The 20,306-nt window shown below is 68.7% G+C and carries 19 protein-coding genes and 1 tRNA gene; 8 read left to right on the top strand and 12 right to left on the bottom strand.

The annotated features are described in order from the left end of the window. Positions 1-70: 70 nt before the first annotated feature. Positions 71-1,693: a 2-succinyl-5-enolpyruvyl-6-hydroxy-3-cyclohexene-1-carboxylic-acid synthase gene (gene menD, locus RJ03_RS24165; protein ID WP_036505909.1), complete on the top strand. Its 1,623-nt coding sequence runs from the start codon at positions 71-73 to the stop codon at positions 1,691-1,693. A gap of 48 nt (positions 1,694-1,741) precedes the next feature. Here menD and RJ03_RS24160 read toward each other — a convergent pair whose 3' ends face one another. Next, the gene (locus RJ03_RS24160) at positions 1,742-1,945 is read right to left on the bottom strand and encodes an Rv3202a family protein (RefSeq protein ID WP_036505907.1); all 204 of its coding nucleotides are present in this window, start codon (positions 1,943-1,945) and stop codon (positions 1,742-1,744) included. 183 nt (positions 1,946-2,128) lie between these two features. Here RJ03_RS24160 and RJ03_RS24155 point away from each other — a divergent pair, with 183 nt between their 5' ends. Further along, complete coding sequence (locus RJ03_RS24155; protein WP_036505906.1) at positions 2,129-2,710, top strand: TIGR03086 family metal-binding protein; 582 nt, start codon at positions 2,129-2,131, stop codon at positions 2,708-2,710. A 13-nt stretch (positions 2,711-2,723) separates the two neighbouring features. On the opposite strand, the gene RJ03_RS24150 is transcribed toward RJ03_RS24155, so the two are convergent. Further along, complete coding sequence (locus RJ03_RS24150) at positions 2,724-3,335, bottom strand: TetR/AcrR family transcriptional regulator (RefSeq protein ID WP_036505905.1); 612 nt, start codon at positions 3,333-3,335, stop codon at positions 2,724-2,726. An 83-nt stretch (positions 3,336-3,418) separates the two neighbouring features. Between RJ03_RS24150 and RJ03_RS24145 the strand changes: the two genes are divergently transcribed. Next, positions 3,419-4,459 (top strand): aldo/keto reductase, encoded by a 1,041-nt coding sequence (locus RJ03_RS24145; protein WP_036505903.1) that lies wholly within the window; start codon positions 3,419-3,421, stop codon positions 4,457-4,459. A gap of 8 nt (positions 4,460-4,467) precedes the next feature. Here the strand turns inward: RJ03_RS24145 and RJ03_RS24140 are convergent, their stop codons facing one another. From RJ03_RS24140 to RJ03_RS24125, 4 genes are all read right to left on the bottom strand, one after another. After that, positions 4,468-8,721 carry a bifunctional nitrate reductase/sulfite reductase flavoprotein subunit alpha gene (locus tag RJ03_RS24140; RefSeq protein ID WP_036505902.1) on the bottom strand — a complete coding sequence of 1,418 codons (4,254 nt, stop codon included), beginning with the start codon at positions 8,719-8,721 and terminating at the stop codon, positions 4,468-4,470. Between the two features lie 161 nt (positions 8,722-8,882). Next, complete coding sequence (locus tag RJ03_RS24135) at positions 8,883-9,587, bottom strand: demethylmenaquinone methyltransferase (RefSeq protein WP_036505900.1); 705 nt, start codon at positions 9,585-9,587, stop codon at positions 8,883-8,885. A 78-nt stretch (positions 9,588-9,665) separates the two neighbouring features. Beyond that, the gene (locus tag RJ03_RS24130) at positions 9,666-10,352 is read right to left on the bottom strand and encodes an SGNH/GDSL hydrolase family protein (RefSeq protein WP_036505898.1); all 687 of its coding nucleotides are present in this window, start codon (positions 10,350-10,352) and stop codon (positions 9,666-9,668) included. Positions 10,353-10,354: 2 nt separating this feature from the next. Beyond that, positions 10,355-11,788 carry an MFS transporter gene (locus tag RJ03_RS24125; protein WP_083871300.1) on the bottom strand — a complete coding sequence of 478 codons (1,434 nt, stop codon included), beginning with the start codon at positions 11,786-11,788 and terminating at the stop codon, positions 10,355-10,357. A gap of 125 nt (positions 11,789-11,913) precedes the next feature. On the opposite strand from RJ03_RS24125, the gene RJ03_RS24120 reads away from it, so the two are divergent. After that, the gene (locus RJ03_RS24120; protein WP_036505897.1) at positions 11,914-12,543 is read left to right on the top strand and encodes a TetR/AcrR family transcriptional regulator; all 630 of its coding nucleotides are present in this window, start codon (positions 11,914-11,916) and stop codon (positions 12,541-12,543) included. 33 nt (positions 12,544-12,576) lie between these two features. On the opposite strand, the gene RJ03_RS24115 is transcribed toward RJ03_RS24120, so the two are convergent. Continuing rightward, positions 12,577-13,716, bottom strand: coding sequence for a glycosyltransferase family 4 protein (locus tag RJ03_RS24115; RefSeq protein WP_036505895.1), 1,140 nt, complete (start codon positions 13,714-13,716; stop codon positions 12,577-12,579). A gap of 74 nt (positions 13,717-13,790) precedes the next feature. Beyond that, entirely contained in the window at positions 13,791-14,267 is a 477-nt protein-coding gene (locus tag RJ03_RS24110) for a DUF3592 domain-containing protein (protein ID WP_232329513.1), read from the bottom strand. Between the two features lie 40 nt (positions 14,268-14,307). Here RJ03_RS24110 and RJ03_RS24105 point away from each other — a divergent pair, with 40 nt between their 5' ends. Then, complete coding sequence (locus RJ03_RS24105) at positions 14,308-14,814, top strand: DUF2505 domain-containing protein (RefSeq protein WP_036505893.1); 507 nt, start codon at positions 14,308-14,310, stop codon at positions 14,812-14,814. 51 nt (positions 14,815-14,865) lie between these two features. On the opposite strand, the gene RJ03_RS24100 is transcribed toward RJ03_RS24105, so the two are convergent. The 3 genes from RJ03_RS24100 to RJ03_RS24090 all read right to left on the bottom strand — a co-directional run bounded on the left by RJ03_RS24100 (position 14,866) and on the right by RJ03_RS24090 (position 17,154). Next, a complete protein-coding gene (locus RJ03_RS24100; protein WP_036505891.1) occupies positions 14,866-15,315 on the bottom strand; it encodes a VOC family protein in 450 nt (149 codons plus the stop codon). Between the two features lie 9 nt (positions 15,316-15,324). Beyond that, entirely contained in the window at positions 15,325-15,786 is a 462-nt protein-coding gene (locus RJ03_RS24095) for a helix-turn-helix transcriptional regulator (RefSeq protein WP_036505926.1), read from the bottom strand. Positions 15,787-15,870: 84 nt separating this feature from the next. After that, positions 15,871-17,154, bottom strand: a complete 1,284-nt coding sequence (locus RJ03_RS24090; protein WP_036505889.1) for a geranylgeranyl reductase family protein — start codon at positions 17,152-17,154, stop codon at positions 15,871-15,873. 308 nt (positions 17,155-17,462) lie between these two features. On the opposite strand from RJ03_RS24090, the gene RJ03_RS24085 reads away from it, so the two are divergent. Both RJ03_RS24085 and htpX read left to right on the top strand, forming a co-directional pair. After that, positions 17,463-18,485, top strand: coding sequence for a polyprenyl synthetase family protein (locus tag RJ03_RS24085; RefSeq protein WP_030516270.1), 1,023 nt, complete (start codon positions 17,463-17,465; stop codon positions 18,483-18,485). A gap of 146 nt (positions 18,486-18,631) precedes the next feature. Then, a complete protein-coding gene (htpX, locus tag RJ03_RS24080) occupies positions 18,632-19,510 on the top strand; it encodes a zinc metalloprotease HtpX (RefSeq protein WP_036505888.1) in 879 nt (292 codons plus the stop codon). Here the strand turns inward: htpX and RJ03_RS24075 are convergent. Next, complete coding sequence (locus tag RJ03_RS24075) at positions 19,507-19,998, bottom strand: YajQ family cyclic di-GMP-binding protein (RefSeq protein ID WP_036505887.1); 492 nt, start codon at positions 19,996-19,998, stop codon at positions 19,507-19,509. The genes htpX and RJ03_RS24075 overlap by 4 nt on opposite strands. 163 nt (positions 19,999-20,161) lie before the next feature. On the opposite strand from RJ03_RS24075, the gene RJ03_RS24070 reads away from it, so the two are divergent. Then, a tRNA-Tyr gene (locus RJ03_RS24070) sits at positions 20,162-20,242 on the top strand. Positions 20,243-20,306: the final 64 nt, after the last annotated feature.

Raw genomic sequence — 20,306 nt, 5'->3', positions numbered from 1 at the left:
CCTAACTCGATGAACCCGGTGTGAGCGGGTCGACGTCCCCTGCGGCCGGAAGGTCTGACAGTCTGGGGATGTGAATCCATCGACAGCACAGGCCCAGGTCGTGGTGGACGAGCTGGTGCGCGGGGGTGTGCGCGATGTCGTGCTGTGCCCGGGCTCACGCAACGCGCCGCTGGCCTTCGCGCTGCAGGCGGCAGATGCGGCGGGGCGGCTGCGACTGCATATGCGCATCGACGAGCGGACCGCCGGATTTCTCGCGGTCGGCATGGCGGTGTCCACCGGGTCGCCGGTGCCGGTGGTGATGACCTCGGGAACCGCCGTGGCCAACCTCGGGCCCGCGGTGCTGGAGGCCAACTACGCCCGGCAGCCGCTGATCGTGCTCAGCGCCAACCGGCCCTACGAGATGCTCGGCAGCGGCGCCAATCAGACCGTCGAGCAGTTCGGCCTGTTCGGCAGTCAGGTACGGGCCGCGATCAGCCTGGGCCTGGCCGAAGCGGAACCGGATTACCGCAGTCAGAACAGTGTGTGGCGGGCCGCGGTCTGCCGCGTCCTGGCCGCCGCGCGCGGCACCCGGTCCGGCAACGCCGGGCCCGTGCACTTCGACATTCCGCTGCGCGAGCCGCTGGTCCCCGATGCCGTTGCCGGCGAGCCGATTCCGGCCGGACGCGCCGGTGACGCGCCGTGGACCGAAACCCAGTACGCGACCCTGGACGTACCGCTGGACATCGACCTGACGCTCGATACCGTCGTCATCTCCGGTCACGGCGCGGGCTATCGCGCCGAGTTGGCGCAGCTGCCCACGGTCGCCGAACCGACCGCCGCGATGCCCGGCCCCGCCCTGCATCCGCTGGCGCTGCCGCTGTTGAAGCCGCGCCAAGCCGTCATCACCGGCCGGCCGACGCTGCATCGGCAGGTGTCGAAGGTGCTGGCCGATCCGGATGTCACCGTCTTCGCGCTGACCACCGGGCCGCGCTGGCCCGATGTGTCCGGCAATGTCGTCGGCACCGGCACCCGCGCGGTCACCTCGGGGGCGCCGCGCCCGGAGTGGCTCGAGCAGTGCCGCGAACTCGACGCGATGGCGTGCCGCGCGATCCGCACCGAACTCGCCCGCCATCCCAAGCCGACCGGCCTGCACGTGGCCTCGGTGGTGATGGACGCCCTGCGCGAGGGCGACCAGCTACTGCTCGGCGCCTCGAATCCGGTGCGCGACGCGGCGCTCGTGTCGCATCCGCGTCCCGGTGTGAAGGTGCTGTCCAACCGCGGCGTGGCCGGTATCGACGGCACGGTGTCCACCGCGGTCGGCGCGGCCCTGAGCCATCCCGGCCGGACCTTCGCGCTGATCGGCGATCTGACCTTCCTGCACGACGCCTCCGGCCTGCTGATCGGCCCGGGGGAGCCGCGCCCGGCGGATCTGACCATCGTGGTCGCCAACGACGACGGTGGCGGCATCTTCGAACTGCTCGAACAGGGTGATCCGCAATACGCCGGCGTCTTCGAGCGCATCTTCGGCACCCCGCACGGGATGGATCTGGCCGCGCTGTGCGCCGCCTACCGGATTCCGCACCGGCAGGTCGACCCCGCCGAACTGGCGGTGGAAATGACCGGGCACGCCCACGGCATTCGCGTGCTGGAGGTTGCAACCGAGCGATCCAGCCTGCGCGAGTTGCATGCCGCGGTGCGTGCCGGCATCGAATAAATCGGTACCGAATAGACCGGGTACCGGCTAGACCGGGAACCGGTCAGCTCAGTAACCGGCCTCGGGTTCGTCGTATTCGTCGTCGAGCGGCACGGGAATCGACTGCTCGATGAGGTCGGCCTCGGCGGCTTCGCGGTCGACGGCCGGTGTGTCGAATTCGGGTTCGTCCGGCGCCACCTCGAGATTCTGGTCCAGCTGGTCGGCCTCCGGAACCATATCGACGGAGGTGGTGTCGATGGTGGGATCGGTCATCGGTTGCTCCCTTCCGCTCGGGGGTCCGATTCGCCGGATACCGCGATCCGGCACTGTCGAGGATGCCCTCACCGCGTGCGGCTGGCAACCGTTCGTTCGCGGCCGCCGATGAATTCGGGTGGTCCGCGTCGTCCTCTCTATGAGCGCCTGTGCCGGTACAGGCCGTATTCGGAGGAGGACCACATGGCGACACCCCACTTCGATCTGGAGAGCGCCACCGATGCGATGACCGAGATCATCAGCGGCATCGGCGCGGACGATCTGAGCGCCGCGACCCCGAGCCCGGGGGTCAGCGTGCGGGATCTGCTGTTCCACACCCTCGGATTCACCGAGGGATTCCGTCAGGGTGCCACCAAGGAAGGCGTCGGCCGCTCCGCGCCGCCGCAGCAGGCGCCGGATGCGGATCTGCCCGAGGGGTGGGGCGAGCTGATCACGACGCAGTTGAAGGCGCTCACCGAGGCGTGGCGCGATCCGGCCGCCTGGGAGGGCGATACCGAGGTGGGCGGCGTCACCGCCCCCGCGCCCGCGATGGCCGGATTCGCCCTGAACGAGGTGGTGATGCACAGCTGGGACCTGGCGTGTGCCACGGGTCGCCGCTTCGAGCCGGCCGACAAGGATGTAGCGGTGCTGCTCGAGCAGTTCCGGGAGACGCCGCGCGAAGGCGTTCCGGGGCTGTTCGGCCCGGTGATCGAGGTGCCCGCCGACGCGTCGGACTGGGAGCGCCTGCTCGGCCTGACCGGGCGAGATCCGTACCGGCAGGTGTGAGCGTTCCGTTCGCTCACCGGGTGAACAGGCCTGCGGTGGCGGCTGTCGTCGCGGCTTCCGCGGCGGTCACCGCGACCGCATCGTCGATCGGGTCGCCGGAGATCAGGAAGCGGTAGTACAGCGGGGCCGAGACGGCGGAAACCACGGCGCGGGCATCGGTTCCGGGGGCGAGTTCGCCGCGTTCGACCGCGGCCGTGACGCACGGCTCCCATTCGGTGATCCGCACGTCGTAGAACCGGTGCAGGGCCGCGGTGGTTTCCGGATCGCAGATGGCCGCGGCGACAAGGGCTTTGAACAGCGGGCCCTGGCGTGGGTCGGTCAGGGTGCGCGCGACGAGGCGGGCATTGGCGGTGAGGTCGCCGCCCAGCGATCCGGTATCGGCGTGCGGCAGCGAGGTTTCCGCCATATCGGTGAGCATGTCCGCCATCAGCCCGGCCGGGGTGCGCCAGCGGCGGTAGACGGTGGTCTTGCCGACCTCCGCGCGGGCCGCGACCTCGGCGAGGTCGAGTTCGGCGAAGCCGCGTTCGGCCAGTAGATCCCCGGCCGCACGCAGGACGGATTCGCGGACGCGCGCCGTGCGACCGCCCGGGCGTACCGAACCGGGAGCGGCAGTGTCCGAGCTCATAACGGTCCTCCAGTTTCATTAGCGTCGGATCGAGTGTATCGTCTCACGTGTTAATGAAACTTCAGTTCCGTTAGGGGTTGGTCATGGACTATCGTCGATTGGGTGCCTCGGGTCTGCTCGTCCCGGCTCTCAGCTTCGGAGCGGGCACCTTCGGGGGCCGAGGCGAACTGTTCGGCGCGTGGGGCGATACCGACGCCCAGCAGGCGCGCCGGATGGTCGATGTGGCGCTGGAGGCCGGCGTCACGATGTTCGACACCGCGGACGTCTACTCCGACGGCGCCTCGGAAGAGATTCTGGGCCGCGCGATTCGCGGCCGCCGGGATCGAGTTCTGCTGTCCACCAAGGCAGGACTGCCCACCGGGCCCGGAGCCGCCGAGGCCGGGTCGGGACGTTCCCGGCTGATCGCGGCCGTCGATGCCGCGCTGCGCCGGCTCGGCACCGACTACATCGATCTGTTCCAGCTGCACGCCTTCGACGCCGCGACCCCGGTCGAGGAGGTGCTGGACACGCTCGCGGATCTGGTGCGCGCCGGGAAGATCCGCTATCTGGGCGCCTCCAACTTCGCGGGCTGGGAGCTCATGAAATCCCTCGCTGCCGCCGACCGCGGCGGTCATCCGCGGTATGTCGCCCATCAGGTCTACTACTCGCTGGTCGGCCGCGACTACGAATGGGAACTGATGCCGCTCGGCCGCGACCAGGGCGTCGGCGCGATGGTCTGGAGCCCGCTGGGCTGGGGCCGGTTGACCGGCAAGATCCGGCGCGGACAACCACTTCCGGCGGGCAGCCGCCTGCATCGCACCGCCGAGGCCGGCCCGCCGGTCGACGATGAACTGCTCTACGACGTCGTGGACGTGCTCGACGAACTCGCGGCCGAAACCGGGAAGTCCGTACCGCAGATCGCGCTGAACTGGCTGCTCTCGCGCCCGACCGTCGCGACGGTCATCGTCGGCGCCCGCAACGAGGAACAGCTGCGCCAGAACCTCGGTGCGGTCGGCTGGCAACTCGAGCCCGAGCAACTGGCCCGGCTGAACAAGGTCAGCGCCGTGACTCCGCCGTATCCGTACTACCCCTACTACCGGCTGCCGGATTTCGCGCGGGTCAACCCGCCGATCGGGGTCGCGTAGCGGGCGGCTCAGTACACATCGCGCACATACCGTTTCTCCGCGGTCAGCTGCTTCTTGAACGCCAGCGCCGCATCCTCGTCGAGATTGCCGTGGATGCGGGCGATCTTCAGCAGGGCGTCGTCGACGTCGCGGGCCATCCGCGCGGCGTCACCGCAGACGTACAGGTGAGCGCCGTCGCGCAGCCACGACCACAACTCGGCGCCGTGTTCGATCATGCGGTGCTGCACGTAGATCCGCTCGCGCTGATCCCGCGAGAAGGCGAGGTCGAGCCGGGTGAGAAACCCGGAGCGGAACATGTCCTCGAGTTCGGTGCGGTAGTAGAAGTGGTCCTGAGCGTGCTGATCGCCGAAGAACAACCAGTTGCGCCCGCGGCATCCCAGCGCGCGGCGTTCGTGCAGGAAGCCTCGGAACGGCGCGATGCCGGTGCCCGGGCCGACCATGATCATCGGCGCGTTCGGATCCAGCGGCGGCCGGAAATGCGGTGCGCGCTGCAGGAATACGGGCACACCACCGGTCTCGTCCCGGTCGGCGAGGAAGGTGGAACATACCCCGCCGCGCGGGTCGTCGGCGGCGCCGTAGCGCACCACACCGACGGTGAGCTGCACCTCGCGCGGACTCACCAGCGGGCTCGAGGAAATCGAATACTGCCGCGGTTGCAGCTTTTTCAGCACCGAGAGCCATTCCACCAGATCGGCCCGTACGGGAAAGTCGCGCAGAACGTCGACGGCATGGCGATCCCACAGATAGCGGTCCAGTTCGTTGCGGTTGTCGCGGCGCAGCAGCTTCGCCAACTGCTGACTGGGATTGTGGTCGGCGACGAAGGACAGCAGATCGCCACTGATCTTGGTGATGTCGAAATGCGTGCGCAGTGCCGATTCCAGTGGCACATCGCGTCCGTCGATCTCGATCGGCCGGGCACCGTCGAGTCCGGTCGCCGCCAGCCAATTCCGCACGGCGGCAGTGCTGTTCGCGGGCCACACCCCGAGGCTGTCGCCGACCTCGTAGCCGGCCTCCAGACCGCTCAGGTCGAATCCGAACTGCCGCACCTCCTTACCGGATCCGGGCCGTGACAGCAGGTCGTTGCGGATCAGCGGGGCCGAAACCGGGGCGTTGCGGGTGAAGGGCGCGGGGACCGATCGGGTGGTGCGCGCGGGCGCGGCGGTGCGGGCCTCGACGCGATCGAGTACCCGGACGCCGAGCCCCGCGGGCGCGCCGGTACGACCGGTGTCGGTGGACGGAACCGGACCCTCGCTGAGCGTGGCGGCCGCACCACTACCGCTGGGCGCGCCGCCATGGTCGTCGGTGGGCGAATTCCCGTGACCGTCGCCCAGGGCGGCGAGGACCGCGGTGATCCACTCCTGCGACGCATCCTCGTGATCCGGTTCGCTGTCGACGCGATCCAGCAGCCGGACACCTCCCCGTTCGGACAGCAGCCGATCCACCTTGCGGCCGTAGCCACAGAAGTCGTCGTAGGAGGAGTCGCCGAGGGCGAAGATTCCGTATCGGAGGCCTGGGAAGCGAGTGCCGCTGTCCTGCAGTCGATCCCAGAAGTCGGCGCCGTTGTCCGGTGGGCCGCCGTCACCGAAGGTGCTGGTGACGAGCAGGACGTCACCGGTCAGTTCCGGCAGTTCACACGCGTTCATCTCGACCAGCCGGGGCGCGTGCCCGTGCTCGGCGAGGGCCGCCGCGACCGTCGCGGCCAATTCTTCGGCGGTACCGGTCTGGGAAGCCCACACCACGGTCACCGGCCGTCGCTGCGGGCCGGCCGGAGTCGAGGGGGCTGCGGCTGTGGCGCCGGGCGGGGAGCCGGGGGCCCGCGAGTACATCCCCGCCAGCAGCCCGTCGATCCACCAGCGGCTGCGGTCGGACAGCGGCGCCGATTCCGGGAGGACGGGCTGCCCCTGGACCGGAAGCGATTGCAGCGCTGCCAGATACCCGCCCAGATAGATCCGCTCCGCCTCGCTGAGCATCGGCGCGGCTGCGGAATCGAGTCCCAGCATCGCGGCGAGGGGATGCGCTGCGGGTGCGCCGCCGGATACCACCGGGCCGGCGCCCACGGCGTCGACCCGGTCGTCCGGTTCGGTGCCTCCCGGGTCGTCCTCGTCGCGAGTGTCCCGAGCGGGCCCGACGCGGCGCAACGTCACCGCGCACGCCTTGAATTCCGGTTGCAGCGAATCCGGATCCACGGCGTCGTTGGTCACGGCATTGATGGTCAGATATTCCCCCTGTTCGTCGTTCCAGTGGAACGGTGCGAAACACGCGCCCGGCCGCACCCGATCGGTGATCTGCACGGGCAGCACCGCTCGCCCACGGCGAGAAGCGATTTCGATCTGATCGCCGGGGCGCACACCGAGTGCGCGCGCATCGTCGGGATGCACGTCGAGAAACGGCGCCGGATTCAATCTGTTCAGCTTCGCGACCCGCCCGGTCTTGGTCATCGTGTGCCATTGATGTTGGACACGACCGGTATTCAGGACGAAGGGATAGTCGTCGTCGGGCATTTCGGCGGCAGCCATATGCGGCCGTGGCCAGAACACGGCCCGGCCGCTCGCGGTGGGGAAGACCAGCGCGCCCGCATCGCCGGTGCGATAGCGAATCGGGTTGCGGCGCTGCGTGGCATCGGCGCAGGGCCACTGCATCGGACCCTCGCGCAGTGCGGCGTAACTCATTCCGCTCAGGTCGTATCCGGTCGCCGGATTCGCGAAACCGCGGATCTCGTCGAAGATCTCGGCGCTGGAAGCGTAGTCGAATCCCTCGAATCCCATCGCCGTCGCGATCCGCGCGATCCACTCCCAATCCGGCAGCGCCGCGCCGAGCGGCTCCACCGAATTCCGCAACAACGTGACATTGCGTTCGGAATTGACCATCACGCCGTCGGCTTCGGCCCACAGCGCCGCCGGTAGCAGCAGATCGGCATAGGCATTGGTCGCGGTATCGAGATAGGCGTCCTGGGTGATCACCAGTTCCGCCGCCTCCAGACCGGCGATGACGGTTTTGCGATTCGCCACCGAGGCCACCGGATTACTGCAGATGATCCAGCACGCCTTGATCCGGCCGTCGGCCAATTCCCGGAACATGTCGATCGTGCCGCGTCCGGATTCGGCGCGAATGGTGCCTGCCGGAAGCTGCCACGCGGTTTCGGCGAAACGGCGATCGGCGTCGACGAGGGCGCTGCGCTGCCCGGGCAAACCGGGACCCATATAGCCCATTTCGCGCCCGCCCATGGCATTCGGCTGCCCGGTCAGCGAGAACGGACCGCTCCCGGGCCGGCAGATGGCGCCGGTGGCCAGATGCAGATTGCAGATGGCATTGGTGTTCCACGTGCCGTGGGTGGACTGATTGAGCCCCATCGTCCACAGCGTCATCCATTCGCCGGCCGCGCCGATCCACGCCGCGGCGGTGCGAATATCGTCCTCGGCCAATCCGGTGATCTCGGCGACGCGGGCCGGTGGATAGTCGGCGAGGAATTGCGGCATCGCCTCCCAGCCCTCGGTGTGGGCGGCGATGAATTCGGCGTCGATATCACCGTTGCCGACCAGCAGGTGCAGCAATCCGTTCAGCAACGCCAGATCGGTGCCGGGCCTGATCTGCAGGAAAAGGTCGGCCCGGGCGGCGGTGTCGGTGCGCCGCGGATCCACCACGATCAGTTTGGCACCGGCCTTGAGCCGATCGGCCATGCGCAGGAACAGAATCGGATGACAGTCGGCCATATTCGAGCCGATCACGAAGAACAGGTCGGCGCGGTCCAGGTCGTCGTAGGAACCCGGCGGGCCGTCGGCGCCCAGCGATTGTTTGTATCCGGTACCGGCACTCGCCATGCACAGCCGCGAATTGGATTCGATATTCACCGTGCGCAGATAGCCCTTGGCCAATTTGTTCGCCAGATACTGCGCTTCGAGTGTCATCTGACCGGAGACGTAGAGCGCGACGGCATCGGGCCCGTATTCGTCGACGATGGCGCGCAACCGCTGCGCCGCCTGCCGCACGGCCTCCTCGACCGCGAGTTCGACCGGTTCCTGCCCGCGCCGGGGCCGGTGCAGCGCCGTGGTCATGCGTCCGGGGGCGCGCATCAATTCCAGGTGCGTGGCGCCCTTGGTGCACAGTCGTCCGGCATTGACCGGATGCAGTTTGTCGCCACTCACCTTCGCGATGACGGGGGCGCCGGCCGCGTCGCGCTCGGTCCGCACCGTGATGCCGCAGCCCACGCCGCAGTAGGAGCACGCGGTCCGGACGGTGCTCGTGGAGTTCTCGGCGCTCGACACACCCCCGATGATGGCGAGCTGCCGTTGCGACGGATTTACCGAACGTTATCGGCAGATGACGAAAATTCTCACCTCAGCGGTGCCGTCGCGGTGAGATTTCCGGTTCGCACCCGGTCGGGCCTCGTTTGCGCCGGCGGTCCGGCCGGGCGCGGTGAGCTACTTCACCCCAGTTTGTAACCGCGATGCAGCGCGACGATGCCGCCGGTCAGATTCCGCCACTGCACCGACGACCAGCCGGCGTCGGAGATCCGCATCGCCAGCTGTCGCTGATTGGGCCACGCCCGGATCGATTCGGCCAGGTAGACGTAGGCATCCGGATTGCTGCTGACGGCCTCGGCGACCTTCGGCAGCACCTTCATCAGGTATTCCATGTAGATCGTGCGGAACGGCCCGAAGACCGGGGTGGAGAATTCCGCCACGACCAGGCGTCCGCCCGGTTTGGTGACGCGCAGCATTTCGCGCAGGGCCGCGTCCGGTTCGGAGACATTGCGCAGGCCGTAGGAGATGGCGACCGCGTCGAAGGAATCGTCGGCGAACGGCAGGGCGGTGGCGTCGCCGTTCACCATCGGAACCCGGCGGAACCGCCCCGCCTCCAACATGCCTTTGGAGAAGTCCAGGGCCAGGCACCAGGCTCCCGATTTCGCGAATTCCGCGGTGGAGACGCCGGTTCCGGCCGCCAGATCCAGCACCCGCTCCCCGGGCCGCAGGGCCAGCGCGCGGCGGGTGGCCCAGCGCCAATAGCGGTCCTGTCCGCCGGTGAGCACCGTGTTGGTCAGGTCGTACCGCTTCGCGACCCCGTCGAACATGGATGCGACCTCATGCGGTTGCTTGTCCAACGAGGCCCGAAACGACTCTGTCTTCGCCACGGGAGTGACCCTAGCGCTCGGCGCCCGGGGCGGGGACGCGGGCCGGTGCGCGATCACGGGGAGGATTGGGCGCCTGCGCTATTCGCTCCTCCGGCTCGACAGTGCGTAGGCCAGCTGTTTGACCATCTCGGTCGCCAGCACCGCCTGGCCGGAGGTCGAGAAGTGGATGCGATCCGCACTGAGCAGGTTGGCGCGAGCGTTGACCGGGTGATCCCACATGTCGACCACGACCGCCCCGTAGCCGGCGGCGACTCGGCGCGTGATGTCGTTCATGCTGCGGATTCGCTCGGGCCAGTCGGGCACAGCCGGTACGACATAGGCGCTCCCGAGGGTGAACGTCGTCAGCAGGGCGCCCGTGCTCGCCGCGACGTCGTACATGCGCCGCATCGCAGTTTCGATCTCGTCGAAATCGGGATCGCGCCGCGTGATGTCGTTCGGGCCGCATGGCAGATGCAGCAGGTCCGGACGGAACGCCGCGATGCGGTCGAGTTGGTGGGCCGACGTCTGCCCCGTGGTGGCCCCGATCTTCGCGGTAGCGAGATATCGCATGTCCGGGCGCACGCGCCGCAGTATCCGCACGAGTCGCTCGGACCAGCCCGCGTTCCCGTAGCCGGGGGTGGGGTCGCCGACTCCGGCCGACAAGCTGTCGCCGGCCACGCCGAAGCGGCGCCACGGCGCGTCGAACAGCAATGCGGCCGCGGTGGTCTCGGACAGGCAGAGCGGATCGGCCTCCTCGGCCGTCGCCTTTGTCGTGGGTGTCGGCATGGTCACTCGATTCGCTTCGATCGACGGGTACGGGGTGTGATGCCGAAGGCCGTCGCCGCGCCTGCGAGGGCCACGATCGCGATGAACGACCAGCCGTGCCGGAAAGCGGCCACCATCCGGTCGGTGGTGCCGAACGATCCGAGCAGCGCGATCAGTACCGCGACGCCCACGACGTAGCCGAGCTGGCGGGCGGTGTTGACCACGGCGCTGCCGGTCGCCGAGCGGTCCGGCGGCAGATCTACGGCGGCCGAGGCGATCATCGTGGGCAGCGCGAGGCCGATGCCGATACCGGAGATCACCCAGCCCGGCAGCACCGCGGTGGTGTACCGCACGGGTGTGTCGGCGGTGCACAGCACGAGCAGGACACCGGCCGCGAACAGCGTATTGCCCAGGGCCACAACGACACCCGCCGGAAACCGGCGGATCAGTCGCTGGCTGACGGCGGCGAAGATCGGCACCATGATCGGGCCGGGGACGATGGCGAGCCCGGTTCGGATCGTGCTCAAGTGGGCCGCGTTCTCGAGCCACAGCGTGATGCTCAGGAACCAGGCCCCGAAGGCCGTGCAGAATGCCAGCACGGTGGCGTTGGCCCAGGCGAACGTCGGCACCCGGAACATATCCGGTGGCACCACCGGATCCGGATGCCGCCGCATCCGCACGACGAATCCGGCGATGCCGAGCGCCGCCACGGCCGCGGCCGCCCAGGTCGCGCCGCCGGGCCACGCATCGCTTTCGACCAGGGCCAGCGACAGCGCGCCGATCGCCACGATCAGCGCCGCCACCCCCAGTAGGTCGGGCATCCGGGCGGAGGTTCGCTGCGGCGGATTCGGCACCAGCCACGCGGCCGCGAGCCCGGTCACCACGCCGACCGGCAGGTTGATCAAGAAGACCCAGCGCCAGGAGATTTCCACCAGCGCTCCGCCGACCACCGGGCCGCAGGCCGCGGCGAACGAACTCGTCGTGGCCCAGATCTTCACCGCGCCCGGCACCCGGGCCGCCGGCAGCACGGTGAGCAGCAATCCCAGACCGGCCGGCGTCAGGGCCGCGGCGCCGATCGCTTGCACGACCCGGAACGCCACCAGCGCCCACAGCACCGGAGCCGCGGCACAGGCCACGCTCGCCGCCGTGAACAGGGCGAGGCCCGCGAGGAATCCGGTCTTGCGGCCGAAGCGATCCGAGAATCGGCCCGCCGGAATCAACAGGGCCGCGTAGACGATCGCGTAGCCGTTGAGCACCCAGCTCACATCGGCCGGCGACGATCCCCGGTAGGACTCGCCGATCTTCGTGAAGGCCACGTTCACCACGAAGACGTCGAGCATCGCCACGAATGCGGCCGAGCACAGGATCCATACGATCGCCGTCGAACGGTCGCGGACCGGCCGCACCGGCGTGGGTTCGTCCGCGGTCAAGGACTGTTCGGCTGTAGTGCCATCCATCAGGCATCCCTTCTCGTCGCCACCGGCGGTGCCGTCGCTCGCCGATGTGTTCGAAAGAATACGGTCGACCGTATGTTTACCGCAATAGTCGATGCCCTGTGCACGAGTGACATACGATCGACCGTATGGTCGTACCCGAGCAGCAAGCGGCAGCGGAAAGTGCTGATCAGCGGCTCCGTCGCGGCGCGCGTTCGCGCCACGCGGTGACTCGCCGCTCGATCGAGATCGCGTCGGTGGACGGACTCGACGGGTTGAGTTTCGGGCGGCTGGCCGATGATCTCGGCGTCAGCAAGGCCGGGATTCAGACCCTGTTCCGGACCAAGGAGAAGCTGCAACTCGCGACCGTGGAGGCGGCGCGGGAACTGTTCGTGGACACCGTCGTCCGACCGGCCCGGGACGCCCCGGCGGGGGTCGCGCGGCTTCGCGCCCTCGTCGACGAGTGGATCGACTACGTCCAGCGCCCGATGTTTCCCGGCGGGTGCTTTCTGGGCGCGAATCTGCCGATCTTCGACAGCCGGCCAGGACCCGTCCGCGATGCGCTACGAGAGCAACAGCGTGCCTGGGTCGCCCTGCTGACAGCGCAATTCCGGCGAGCGGTCGCCGCCGGCGAGATCGCCGACGTGGATCCCGAGGTGGCGGGCTTCGAGGTCGCCGCGGTGCTGAACGCCGTCAACGTGGCGCTGCGCCTCGGCGACGATGCCGCTGTGGGCATGGCCCGGCAGGTCGTCGACCGTCTGCTCGGTGAGGCTGCCTGAACCGCGGCCGGATCGCCTGCGACAGCGCGGTTCTCAGGCGCTGCGGTGCAGTTCTTCCCGGCCGCCGATCACCTCGTGATAGTGCCCCATCAGCTCGGTGCAGATCGCTGGCCAGGTGCGGTGCAGCACCGATTTGCGTGCGGCGCCGGCGAATCGAGCTCGAAGAGCCGGATCACGCAGCGCCGCAACCGCACTCGGCAGCAGTTCGGCGAACCGGTCGACGGGCAGCAGATATCCGTTGCGGCAGTGGGCGATCAGATCGCGCGGGCCGCCGGCATCGGGGCCGATCACCGGAGTACCGCAGGCCAGCGCCTCCTGCACGCCCTGGCAGAAGGTTTCGTGCTCGCCCGGGTGGACCATCAGATCGAGGCTCGCGTAGGCCCGCGCCAACTCGGCGCCGCCGAGTTCACCGGTGAAGACGGCCGTCGGCAGCAGGCGCTGCAGCTGCGCCCGTTCCGGTCCGTCGCCGACCACCACCAGCCGGATATCGGGATCGTCGGCCAGCGCGGCGAGACGTTCGACGTGTTTCTCCGGCGCCAGCCGGCCGACGAAACCGACCACCAGCCGGTCGCCGTCCGCCCACCGCGCGTGCAGGTCGGCGTCGCGCGCGCCGGGCGTGAACCGCACCGCGTCCACGCCCCGCGCCCAGCGGTGCACCCGGGTGATGCCGTGGCGCTCGAGATCCGCCATCGCCGCCGACGAGGGCGCCAGGGTGCGCGCCGCGCGATTGTGGATGCGCCGCGTCCAGGCCCACGCCGCCCGCTGCGCGGCCGCCAGCCCGTAACTGGCCGCGAATCCGGCCACATCGGTCTGATACACCGCCACGGCTGGCAGATCCAGCCGCAATGCCGCCGCCGCCCCGCCGGCGCCGAGCAGGAACGGCGAGGCCAGATGCACGACATCGGCATCGAAATCCTCGATCGCCGAGGTCAGCAATGGTTGCGGCAGGCCGACCGGCAGAGAGCTGATCCGCGGCACCATGACCGCCGGCACCCGGATCACCGGAAAGCGGCCGTAGGAGCGCGGCGCCGCGGCCCGGCCGCGAGGAGTGTCCGGGGCGATGACGAGCGCATCGTGTCCGCCGCGGTCCAGATGAGCCAGGACCTGCAGCACGGAGTTCACGACACCGTTCATATTCGGCAGAAACGATTCGGAGACGATCGCTACACGCACACCTGCAGTGTGCGGGGCGCGGCACGCCAGGACACCACACCCATGTGACGGATGTGCGAAGTTCGGGCGAACAGCTACCCGGAGGCGCGCACCGACCGGCGCTCGAAGCGGCGCACCACCCACAGCACCGGCAGCGCCACCACCCACACCACCACGATCACCGAGAGCGCCGGAATGACCGCGACCCGGGCGTCGCGCCCGGCGACCCGGACCAATTCCGGATCGCTGCGGCTGTATTCGACATTGATCCGCTCGCCGGCGGTGAGTTTGGTGGGATACAGCACGCCCACCTTCGGATTGTGCGTGACACCGTCCGGCGTCACATAGGTGACCGCGGACCGCAACCGGCCCGCCGACAACACCTCCGCGCTGGTCACGCCCTTGTCGGAGCTGATCAGCAGATCATCGCGCCAGGCCGCCAGCACCAGCAGCACGGCCAGCACGCTCACCGCGGCGGCGATCACCGCGATGGTGATCCGGGTCCGGCGAAGGCGAGGTGAACCGGCCTCGGCTCGGTGCTCGCGCGCAGCAGACTCGGTGGTTTCCGACACCGCACCAGGCTATTGCATGGTTCCGATAGCCTGTGCGCTCATGTCCCGAAACTTCCGCTTCACCGTGTCATACACCGTCCCGGTCGAGGAATTGCACCGGGCGCTCACGAGCGACGAATTCTGGCACGCCCGCTTCGAGGGCGCCGAGACCGCGACCATCGAACTGGCTCACCCGAACGGGCCCGGCACCATCCATCTGCGCATGACCGAGACGGCGCGCCAGGACAAGATCCCGGCCATCGTCCGCAAGGTGCTCAAGGCCGAACTCGTGCTCGAACGTACCGACGACTGGGGCCCGCTGGAGGGGAACTCCGCCGCGGGCACGTTCTCCGCGACCTCGTCGGGCATCTCCTCCGAGATGACCGGCAAGTACCTGCTGCGGGCCGCGGGCACGGGCTCCGAACTCGAGGTCAGCGGCAGTGTGAAGGTGAAGGTCCCGCTGGTCGGCGGGGCCATCGAGCCGCTCGCCGAACAGTTGCAGCACCGGGTGGTCAACAGCGAGCGCAAGTTCGTCGAGAAGTACTTCGCCACCGAATCCGGGGCATAGCAGACAGTGCTGGGTGCGAGCAGCGCGGGCTCGCACCCGTCCCGCGCCCGGCTACTGCGCCCCCGGACCGAACGCGCCACCGTCGAATTCGCGCTGTTCGACCAGGACGAGCCAATTGCCGGAGTTGTCGCGCATCACCGCCTCCACGCCGTACGGGCGTTCCGCGGGCGGCTGCACGAATTCGACACCCTTCGCGGTGAGCTCCTCGTAGGCCTTCTGGCAGTCCTCCGTGCGCAATCCCAGCGCGCCCATGGTGCCGTTGCCGAGGGAGCGGCGGATCGCCTCGGCCATCGTCTCGTCGAGCGGCGGACCCGGAACCATCAGCGTCACCTCGAGTTCGGGATGATCCGGTTGAGCGACGGTGACCCAGCGGAAACCGTTGTCGCCCATCGAGATATCGGCGGTTTCCACGAAACCCAGCTTGTCGATGTACCACTGCTTGGCGGCGGACTGATCGGTCACATACACCGTGACCAGCGATACGTTGGTGATCGTCGTCATGAGCTCAGGCTATGAGCTCTCGGTGCCCGCCGGCTTCTCCGAAATTGCGCCACCGGGACCGGGCGCCGGCTCCGGCGGTTTCCGGTCGGAGAGGCCGTGCATGAACACGTAACACCCTGGAATGCGCGGAACTCCGTCCGCCGCGAACTTCGCCTGATAGGCCGACGGCGTCATCCCCACCAGTTCGGTGAACTTGCGGCTGAACGAGCCCAGGCTCGTGTACCCGACCAGCATGCACGCCTCGGTCACGGTGATGTTGGTGGCGCGCAACAGGTCCTGTGCGCGTTCGATGCGCCGCTCGGCCAGATACAGCGCGGGGGTGCGGCCGTAGGTGGCGGCGAAACAGCGCAGGAAGTGATATTTCGAGACCCCGGCGGTCGCGGCCAGTTCGTCCACGTCGAGCGGACGGGCGTATTCGCGATCGACCAGATCCCGCGCCCGGCGCAGGTGCGGAAGCAGATCCTCCGGCACCGAGGGTGTGCGATCGCGGCGCGGACGTGACCCGCTGCGGTTGTCCACGCTGCCTCCTGTCCGGCCCTCGGCGCCGCGCATCGCTCAGCTGAACGGCGCCGGATCGTCGAAACGCAGCGATGCCCGGCCCGCCGCCCGCCAGGCCCGGGCGGTGAGGTCGGCATCCTCCTCGTCGACGAGATTGCCCATCACCCGCACGGCCGTGCGCTGCAGCAGCGCCGAACGCATCACCGGCGGTCCGCCGGTCGGGACCATCCGCGGATGGGTGGCCAGCGCCGCGATCCGGCGGGCCACCGAGAAGGTGCGTCCGTAGCGGGCGCGCAGCAGATCCGGCCACACCGTGGTCAGATCCGGTTCGCCCAGCAGTCCGGACAGCAGGTGACCGCCCTCGAGCCCGTAGTCGATGCCCTCGCCGTTGAGCGGATTCACACATCCGGCGGCATCACCCACCAGCACCCAGTTGCGGCCCGCGATATTCGACACCGCCCCGCCCATCGGCAGCAAAGCCGAGGCGACGGCCCGCGCCTCGCCCTCGAACTGCCATTCCGGCCGGCGCTGCGAAACATAATGCTGCAGAAGGGGTTTCAATGCGATATGCGAGGGCCGGCGTTCGCTGGCCAGGGAGCCCACACCGATGTTGACCTCGCCGTTGCCCAGGGGGAACACCCAGCCGTAGCCGGGGACCAGACCGCCCTCGGCATCGCGCAGTTCCAGATGCGAGGTGATCCATTCGTCGTCGCTGCGGGCGGAGCGGATGTAGGCGCGGGCGGCCACGCCGTAGGCGAAGCGGCGATGCCAGACGCGGCCCAGCAACTTCCCGACCGGCGAACGTACCCCGTCGGCGACGATGAGAATGTCGCAGCGGATGTCCTGCGAGCCCGCTTCGGTCTGCACGGTGACACCGGTGACCCGATCGTCCGCGCGCGCCACCGCGACCACCCGCACCCCGTCGACCATGCGCGCACCCCACTTGACCGCGGTCTCACGTAGCTTGTCGTCGAGTTCGGTTCGCGGAACAGCACTTCCGTAGGTGGGGAAGGACCCGCCCGGCCAGGGCAGCAGCGCCTCCCGGCCGAATCCGGCCATCCGCAGGCCCCGGTTCACGGTATGCGCGCGCAGCCATTCCCCGAGCCCGAGCGCCTCCAGCTCCGCGGTGGCGCGCGGGGTCAATCCGTCGCCGCAGGTCTTGTCCCGGGGAAACACCGCGGCATCGGTGAGCAACACCTCGCGCCCCGCCCGCGCCGCCCAGGCCGCCGCCGCGGAACCGGCCGGTCCCGCGCCCACCACCAGCACCTCGACGTGCTCGGGCAAGACCGTGCCGCCCTCACGTTCCGGTGCCGTCGAACCGCCGTCCTGAGCTGAACCCATAAGCCCAATAGTGGCAGAGGTGCAGCTCCCGGTTCGCTCGGGCGGCTTTTCGGCCGAGCCGATCGTCAGGGGCCATGAGCCCATCACCCGGCGAGCGCTGAAGAGATTCGGTCGAACCAGCTAGCCGGTGCCCACTTCTGGGTATGCACTTGCGAGATAGTGCTCGGCCCAGGGGGCCGAAACCCCGCCGAAGCGAAGCGGAGGCCAAATAACAGCGGAGGCCAATCACACAGAGGTGTTCATGGGCGCTGGAGGGGCAACACGCTAGGTTCTTCGGTGTGGGGACGGACGCGGCATTGGGAGAAGACATGAGTGCATCGGCTGTGAGCGATGAAAGCACCGTGGTTGCCGGGGTCGATCTCGGCGATCCCGAGCTCGCGGCGACCGTGCGCAACGGGCTCGACGAGGTGGAGAAGCTGCTGGTCAGCGAGCTCTCCGACGGGGAGGACTTCCTGCTGGAAGCCGCGCTGCACCTGGCGCGCGCCGGCGGTAAGCGGTTCCGGCCGCTGTTCACCATCCTCACCGGTCAGCTCGGTCCGCGCCCGACCGACCCCGATCTGATCACCGCCGGCACCGTGGTCGAACTGGTGCACCTGGCCACGCTCTACCACGACGACGTGATGGACGAGGCGTCGATGCGCCGCGGCGCCCCCAGCGTGAACTCCCGGTGGGGCAACAGCATCGCCATCCTCTCCGGCGACTATCTGTTCGCCCACGCCTCCCGGCTGGTGTCCACCCTGGGCCCGGACGCGGTGCGCATCATCGCCGAGACCTTCGCCGAACTGGTCACCGGTCAGATGCGGGAAACCTTGGGCGCCAAGAAATCTCAGGATCCGGTCGAACACTATCTGCGGGTGGTGTGGGAGAAGACCGGTTCGCTGATCGCCGCATCGGGGCGCTTCGGCGGTACCTTCTCCGGCGCGAGCCTCGACGACGTGGAACGGCTGGCTCGCCTGGGCGACGCGGTGGGCACCGCCTTCCAGATCTCCGACGACATCATCGACATCTCCTCGGTGTCCGAGCAGTCCGGTAAGACGCCCGGCACCGACCTGCGCGAGGGTGTGCACACCCTGCCGGTGCTGTACGCGCTGCGCGACGAGGGCGCCGAGGGGGACCGGCTGCGCACGCTGCTGGCCCGGCCGCTGGAATCCGACGACGAGGTCGCCGAGGCGCTGGAGCTGCTGTCCCGCTCGCGCGGCATGGTGCTGGCCAAGCAGAAGTTGCAGGGCTACGCCGATATCGCGCACGCCGAACTCTCCGCCCTGCCGCAGGGCCCGGCCAACGACGCGCTGGAGCGCCTGGTCCGATACACCATCGAGCGAGTCGGCTGAGCCTGTCCGCCGTCGCACGGCGGACAGGCTCGGAGTCCGGTATTCGCGCTGCTGTGATCGATATCGCAGCGCTGTGATCGATGACGCAAACGCTGACCGCCCGTGCCTGAGCGGAACCCGAGTTCCCCGCCGATCGTTGATCCGACATGCATGGTTACGCGAACGGTTTGAAGACCTTCGGGCTGATGGTCGGCCTGTCGGCACTGATCGTGTTCGCAGGCGCGATGTTCCGCAGCCCCACGATTCTGATCATCGCCATCCTGCTGGCCGTGGGCATGAACGCCTACGCCTACTTCAGCAGCGACAAGCTGGCCCTGCGGGCCATGCACGCGCAGCCGGTATCCGAACTCGAAGCGCCCGTGATGTACAAGATCGTGCGCGAGCTGGCCACCACCGCGCGCCAGCCCATGCCGCGGCTGTACATCAGCCCGACGAACGCGCCCAACGCGTTCGCCACCGGTCGCAACCCGCGGCATGCGGCGGTGTGCTGTACCAGCGGCATCCTGCAGATCCTGGACGAACGGGAACTGCGCGCGGTGCTCGGTCACGAACTGTCGCACGTCTACAACCGTGACATCCTGATCTCCTCGGTGGCCGGCGCCCTCGCCGCGGTCATCTCCGGCCTCGCCAACCTGGCCTTCTTCGCGAGCATGTTCGGCGGCGGCAGCCGCGACGGTGAAGGCCCGAACATCCTCGGCGTGTTGTTGGTCTCACTGCTGGGCCCGATCGCCGCCACCCTGATCAAACTCGCCGTCTCCCGCTCCCGCGAATACCAGGCCGATCAGGACGGCGCCGAACTCACCGGCGACCCGCTGGCCCTGGCCTCGGCGCTGCGCAAACTCGAACGCGGCACCCAGGCCGCGCCGCTGCCGCCCGAGCCGCAGCTGACCGCGCAGTCGCACCTGATGATCGCCAACCCCTTCCGGGCCGGCGACAAGATGGCGCGCTGGTTCTCCACCCACCCGCCGATGGGCGAGCGCATCCAGCGCCTCGAGCACATGGCGGGCGGGCCCCGCAGCTACTAGCGGTAGTTGACGAACTGCAGGGCCACGTCGAGGTCCGTGCCCTTCAGCAGCGCGATGACGGCCTGCAGGTCGTCGCGCTTCTTCCCGCTGACCCGCAGTTCGTCGCCCTGGATCTGCGCCTTCACGCCCTTGGGGCCCTCGTCGCGGATCTTTTTGGCGATCTTCTTCGCGTTCTCCGGGGAGATGCCCTGCACCAGGGTGCCGGTGATCTTGTAGGTCTTGCCCGAGGCGGCCGGCTCACCCGCGTCGAAGGCCTTCAATGAGATGTCGCGGCGAATCAGCTTTTCCTTGAACACCTCCAGCGCGGCCTTCACCCGTTCCTCGGATTCGGCCGACAGCACGATCTTCTCCTCACCCGACCAGTCGATGCTCGCACCCGTGCCACGGAAGTCGTAGCGGGTGTTGAGCTCCTTGGCCGCCTGGTTGAGGGCGTTGTCGACCTCCTGCCGGTCGACCTTGCTGACGACATCGAATGACGAATCGGCCACGCTGCGCTCCTGTCTGACGGCTCACATTTCACCCGGAACTCCGGTAGGGAACTTTCTACCCCGGCCGCCCCGCATCGGTCACGGCACCCCCGCTGGCCAGCCGGTTTGCATCCGAGCGCCCTGGTCGTTGTATTCTGCTCTGCGCGCTGGCAACAGTGCGAAAGGCGGATTGCCCGAGTGGCCAAAGGGAGCTGACTGTAAATCAGCCGCGCAAGCTTCGGAGGTTCGAATCCTTCATCCGCCACCCTCTCAGGGCCCTCCCTAATCGGGAAGGGCCCTCTTCTTGTTCGAGGGTGATTTGTGGGGGC

The sequence above is a fragment of the Nocardia aobensis NBRC 100429 genome (genome assembly GCF_000308375.1).
GTDB classification, from domain to species: Bacteria; Actinomycetota; Actinomycetes; order Mycobacteriales; family Mycobacteriaceae; genus Nocardia; species Nocardia aobensis.
Note: the sequence above shows the minus strand (reverse complement) of the source record. Positions and strands in the feature narration are given on the sequence as shown.

Bases quoted from the DNA above. Each gene is read 5' to 3' on its own strand.
- RJ03_RS24105 (WP_036505893.1), top strand. From the start codon at position 14,308: ATGTCCCGAAACTTCCGCTTCACCGTGTCATACACCGTCCCGGTCGAG.
- RJ03_RS24125 (WP_083871300.1), bottom strand. From the start codon at position 11,788: ATGGATGGCACTACAGCCGAACAGTCCTTGACCGCGGACGAACCCACG.
- RJ03_RS24085 (WP_030516270.1), top strand. From the start codon at position 17,463: ATGAGTGCATCGGCTGTGAGCGATGAAAGCACCGTGGTTGCCGGGGTC.
- RJ03_RS24150 (WP_036505905.1), bottom strand. From the start codon at position 3,335: ATGAGCTCGGACACTGCCGCTCCCGGTTCGGTACGCCCGGGCGGTCGC.
- RJ03_RS24090 (WP_036505889.1), bottom strand. From the start codon at position 17,154: ATGGGTTCAGCTCAGGACGGCGGTTCGACGGCACCGGAACGTGAGGGC.
- RJ03_RS24145 (WP_036505903.1), top strand. From the start codon at position 3,419: ATGGACTATCGTCGATTGGGTGCCTCGGGTCTGCTCGTCCCGGCTCTC.
- RJ03_RS24155 (WP_036505906.1), top strand. From the start codon at position 2,129: ATGGCGACACCCCACTTCGATCTGGAGAGCGCCACCGATGCGATGACC.
- RJ03_RS24130 (WP_036505898.1), bottom strand. From the start codon at position 10,352: ATGCCGACACCCACGACAAAGGCGACGGCCGAGGAGGCCGATCCGCTC.
- RJ03_RS24100 (WP_036505891.1), bottom strand. From the start codon at position 15,315: ATGACGACGATCACCAACGTATCGCTGGTCACGGTGTATGTGACCGAT.
- RJ03_RS24160 (WP_036505907.1), bottom strand. From the start codon at position 1,945: ATGACCGATCCCACCATCGACACCACCTCCGTCGATATGGTTCCGGAG.
- RJ03_RS24120 (WP_036505897.1), top strand. From the start codon at position 11,914: ATGGTCGTACCCGAGCAGCAAGCGGCAGCGGAAAGTGCTGATCAGCGG.
- htpX (WP_036505888.1), top strand. From the start codon at position 18,632: ATGCATGGTTACGCGAACGGTTTGAAGACCTTCGGGCTGATGGTCGGC.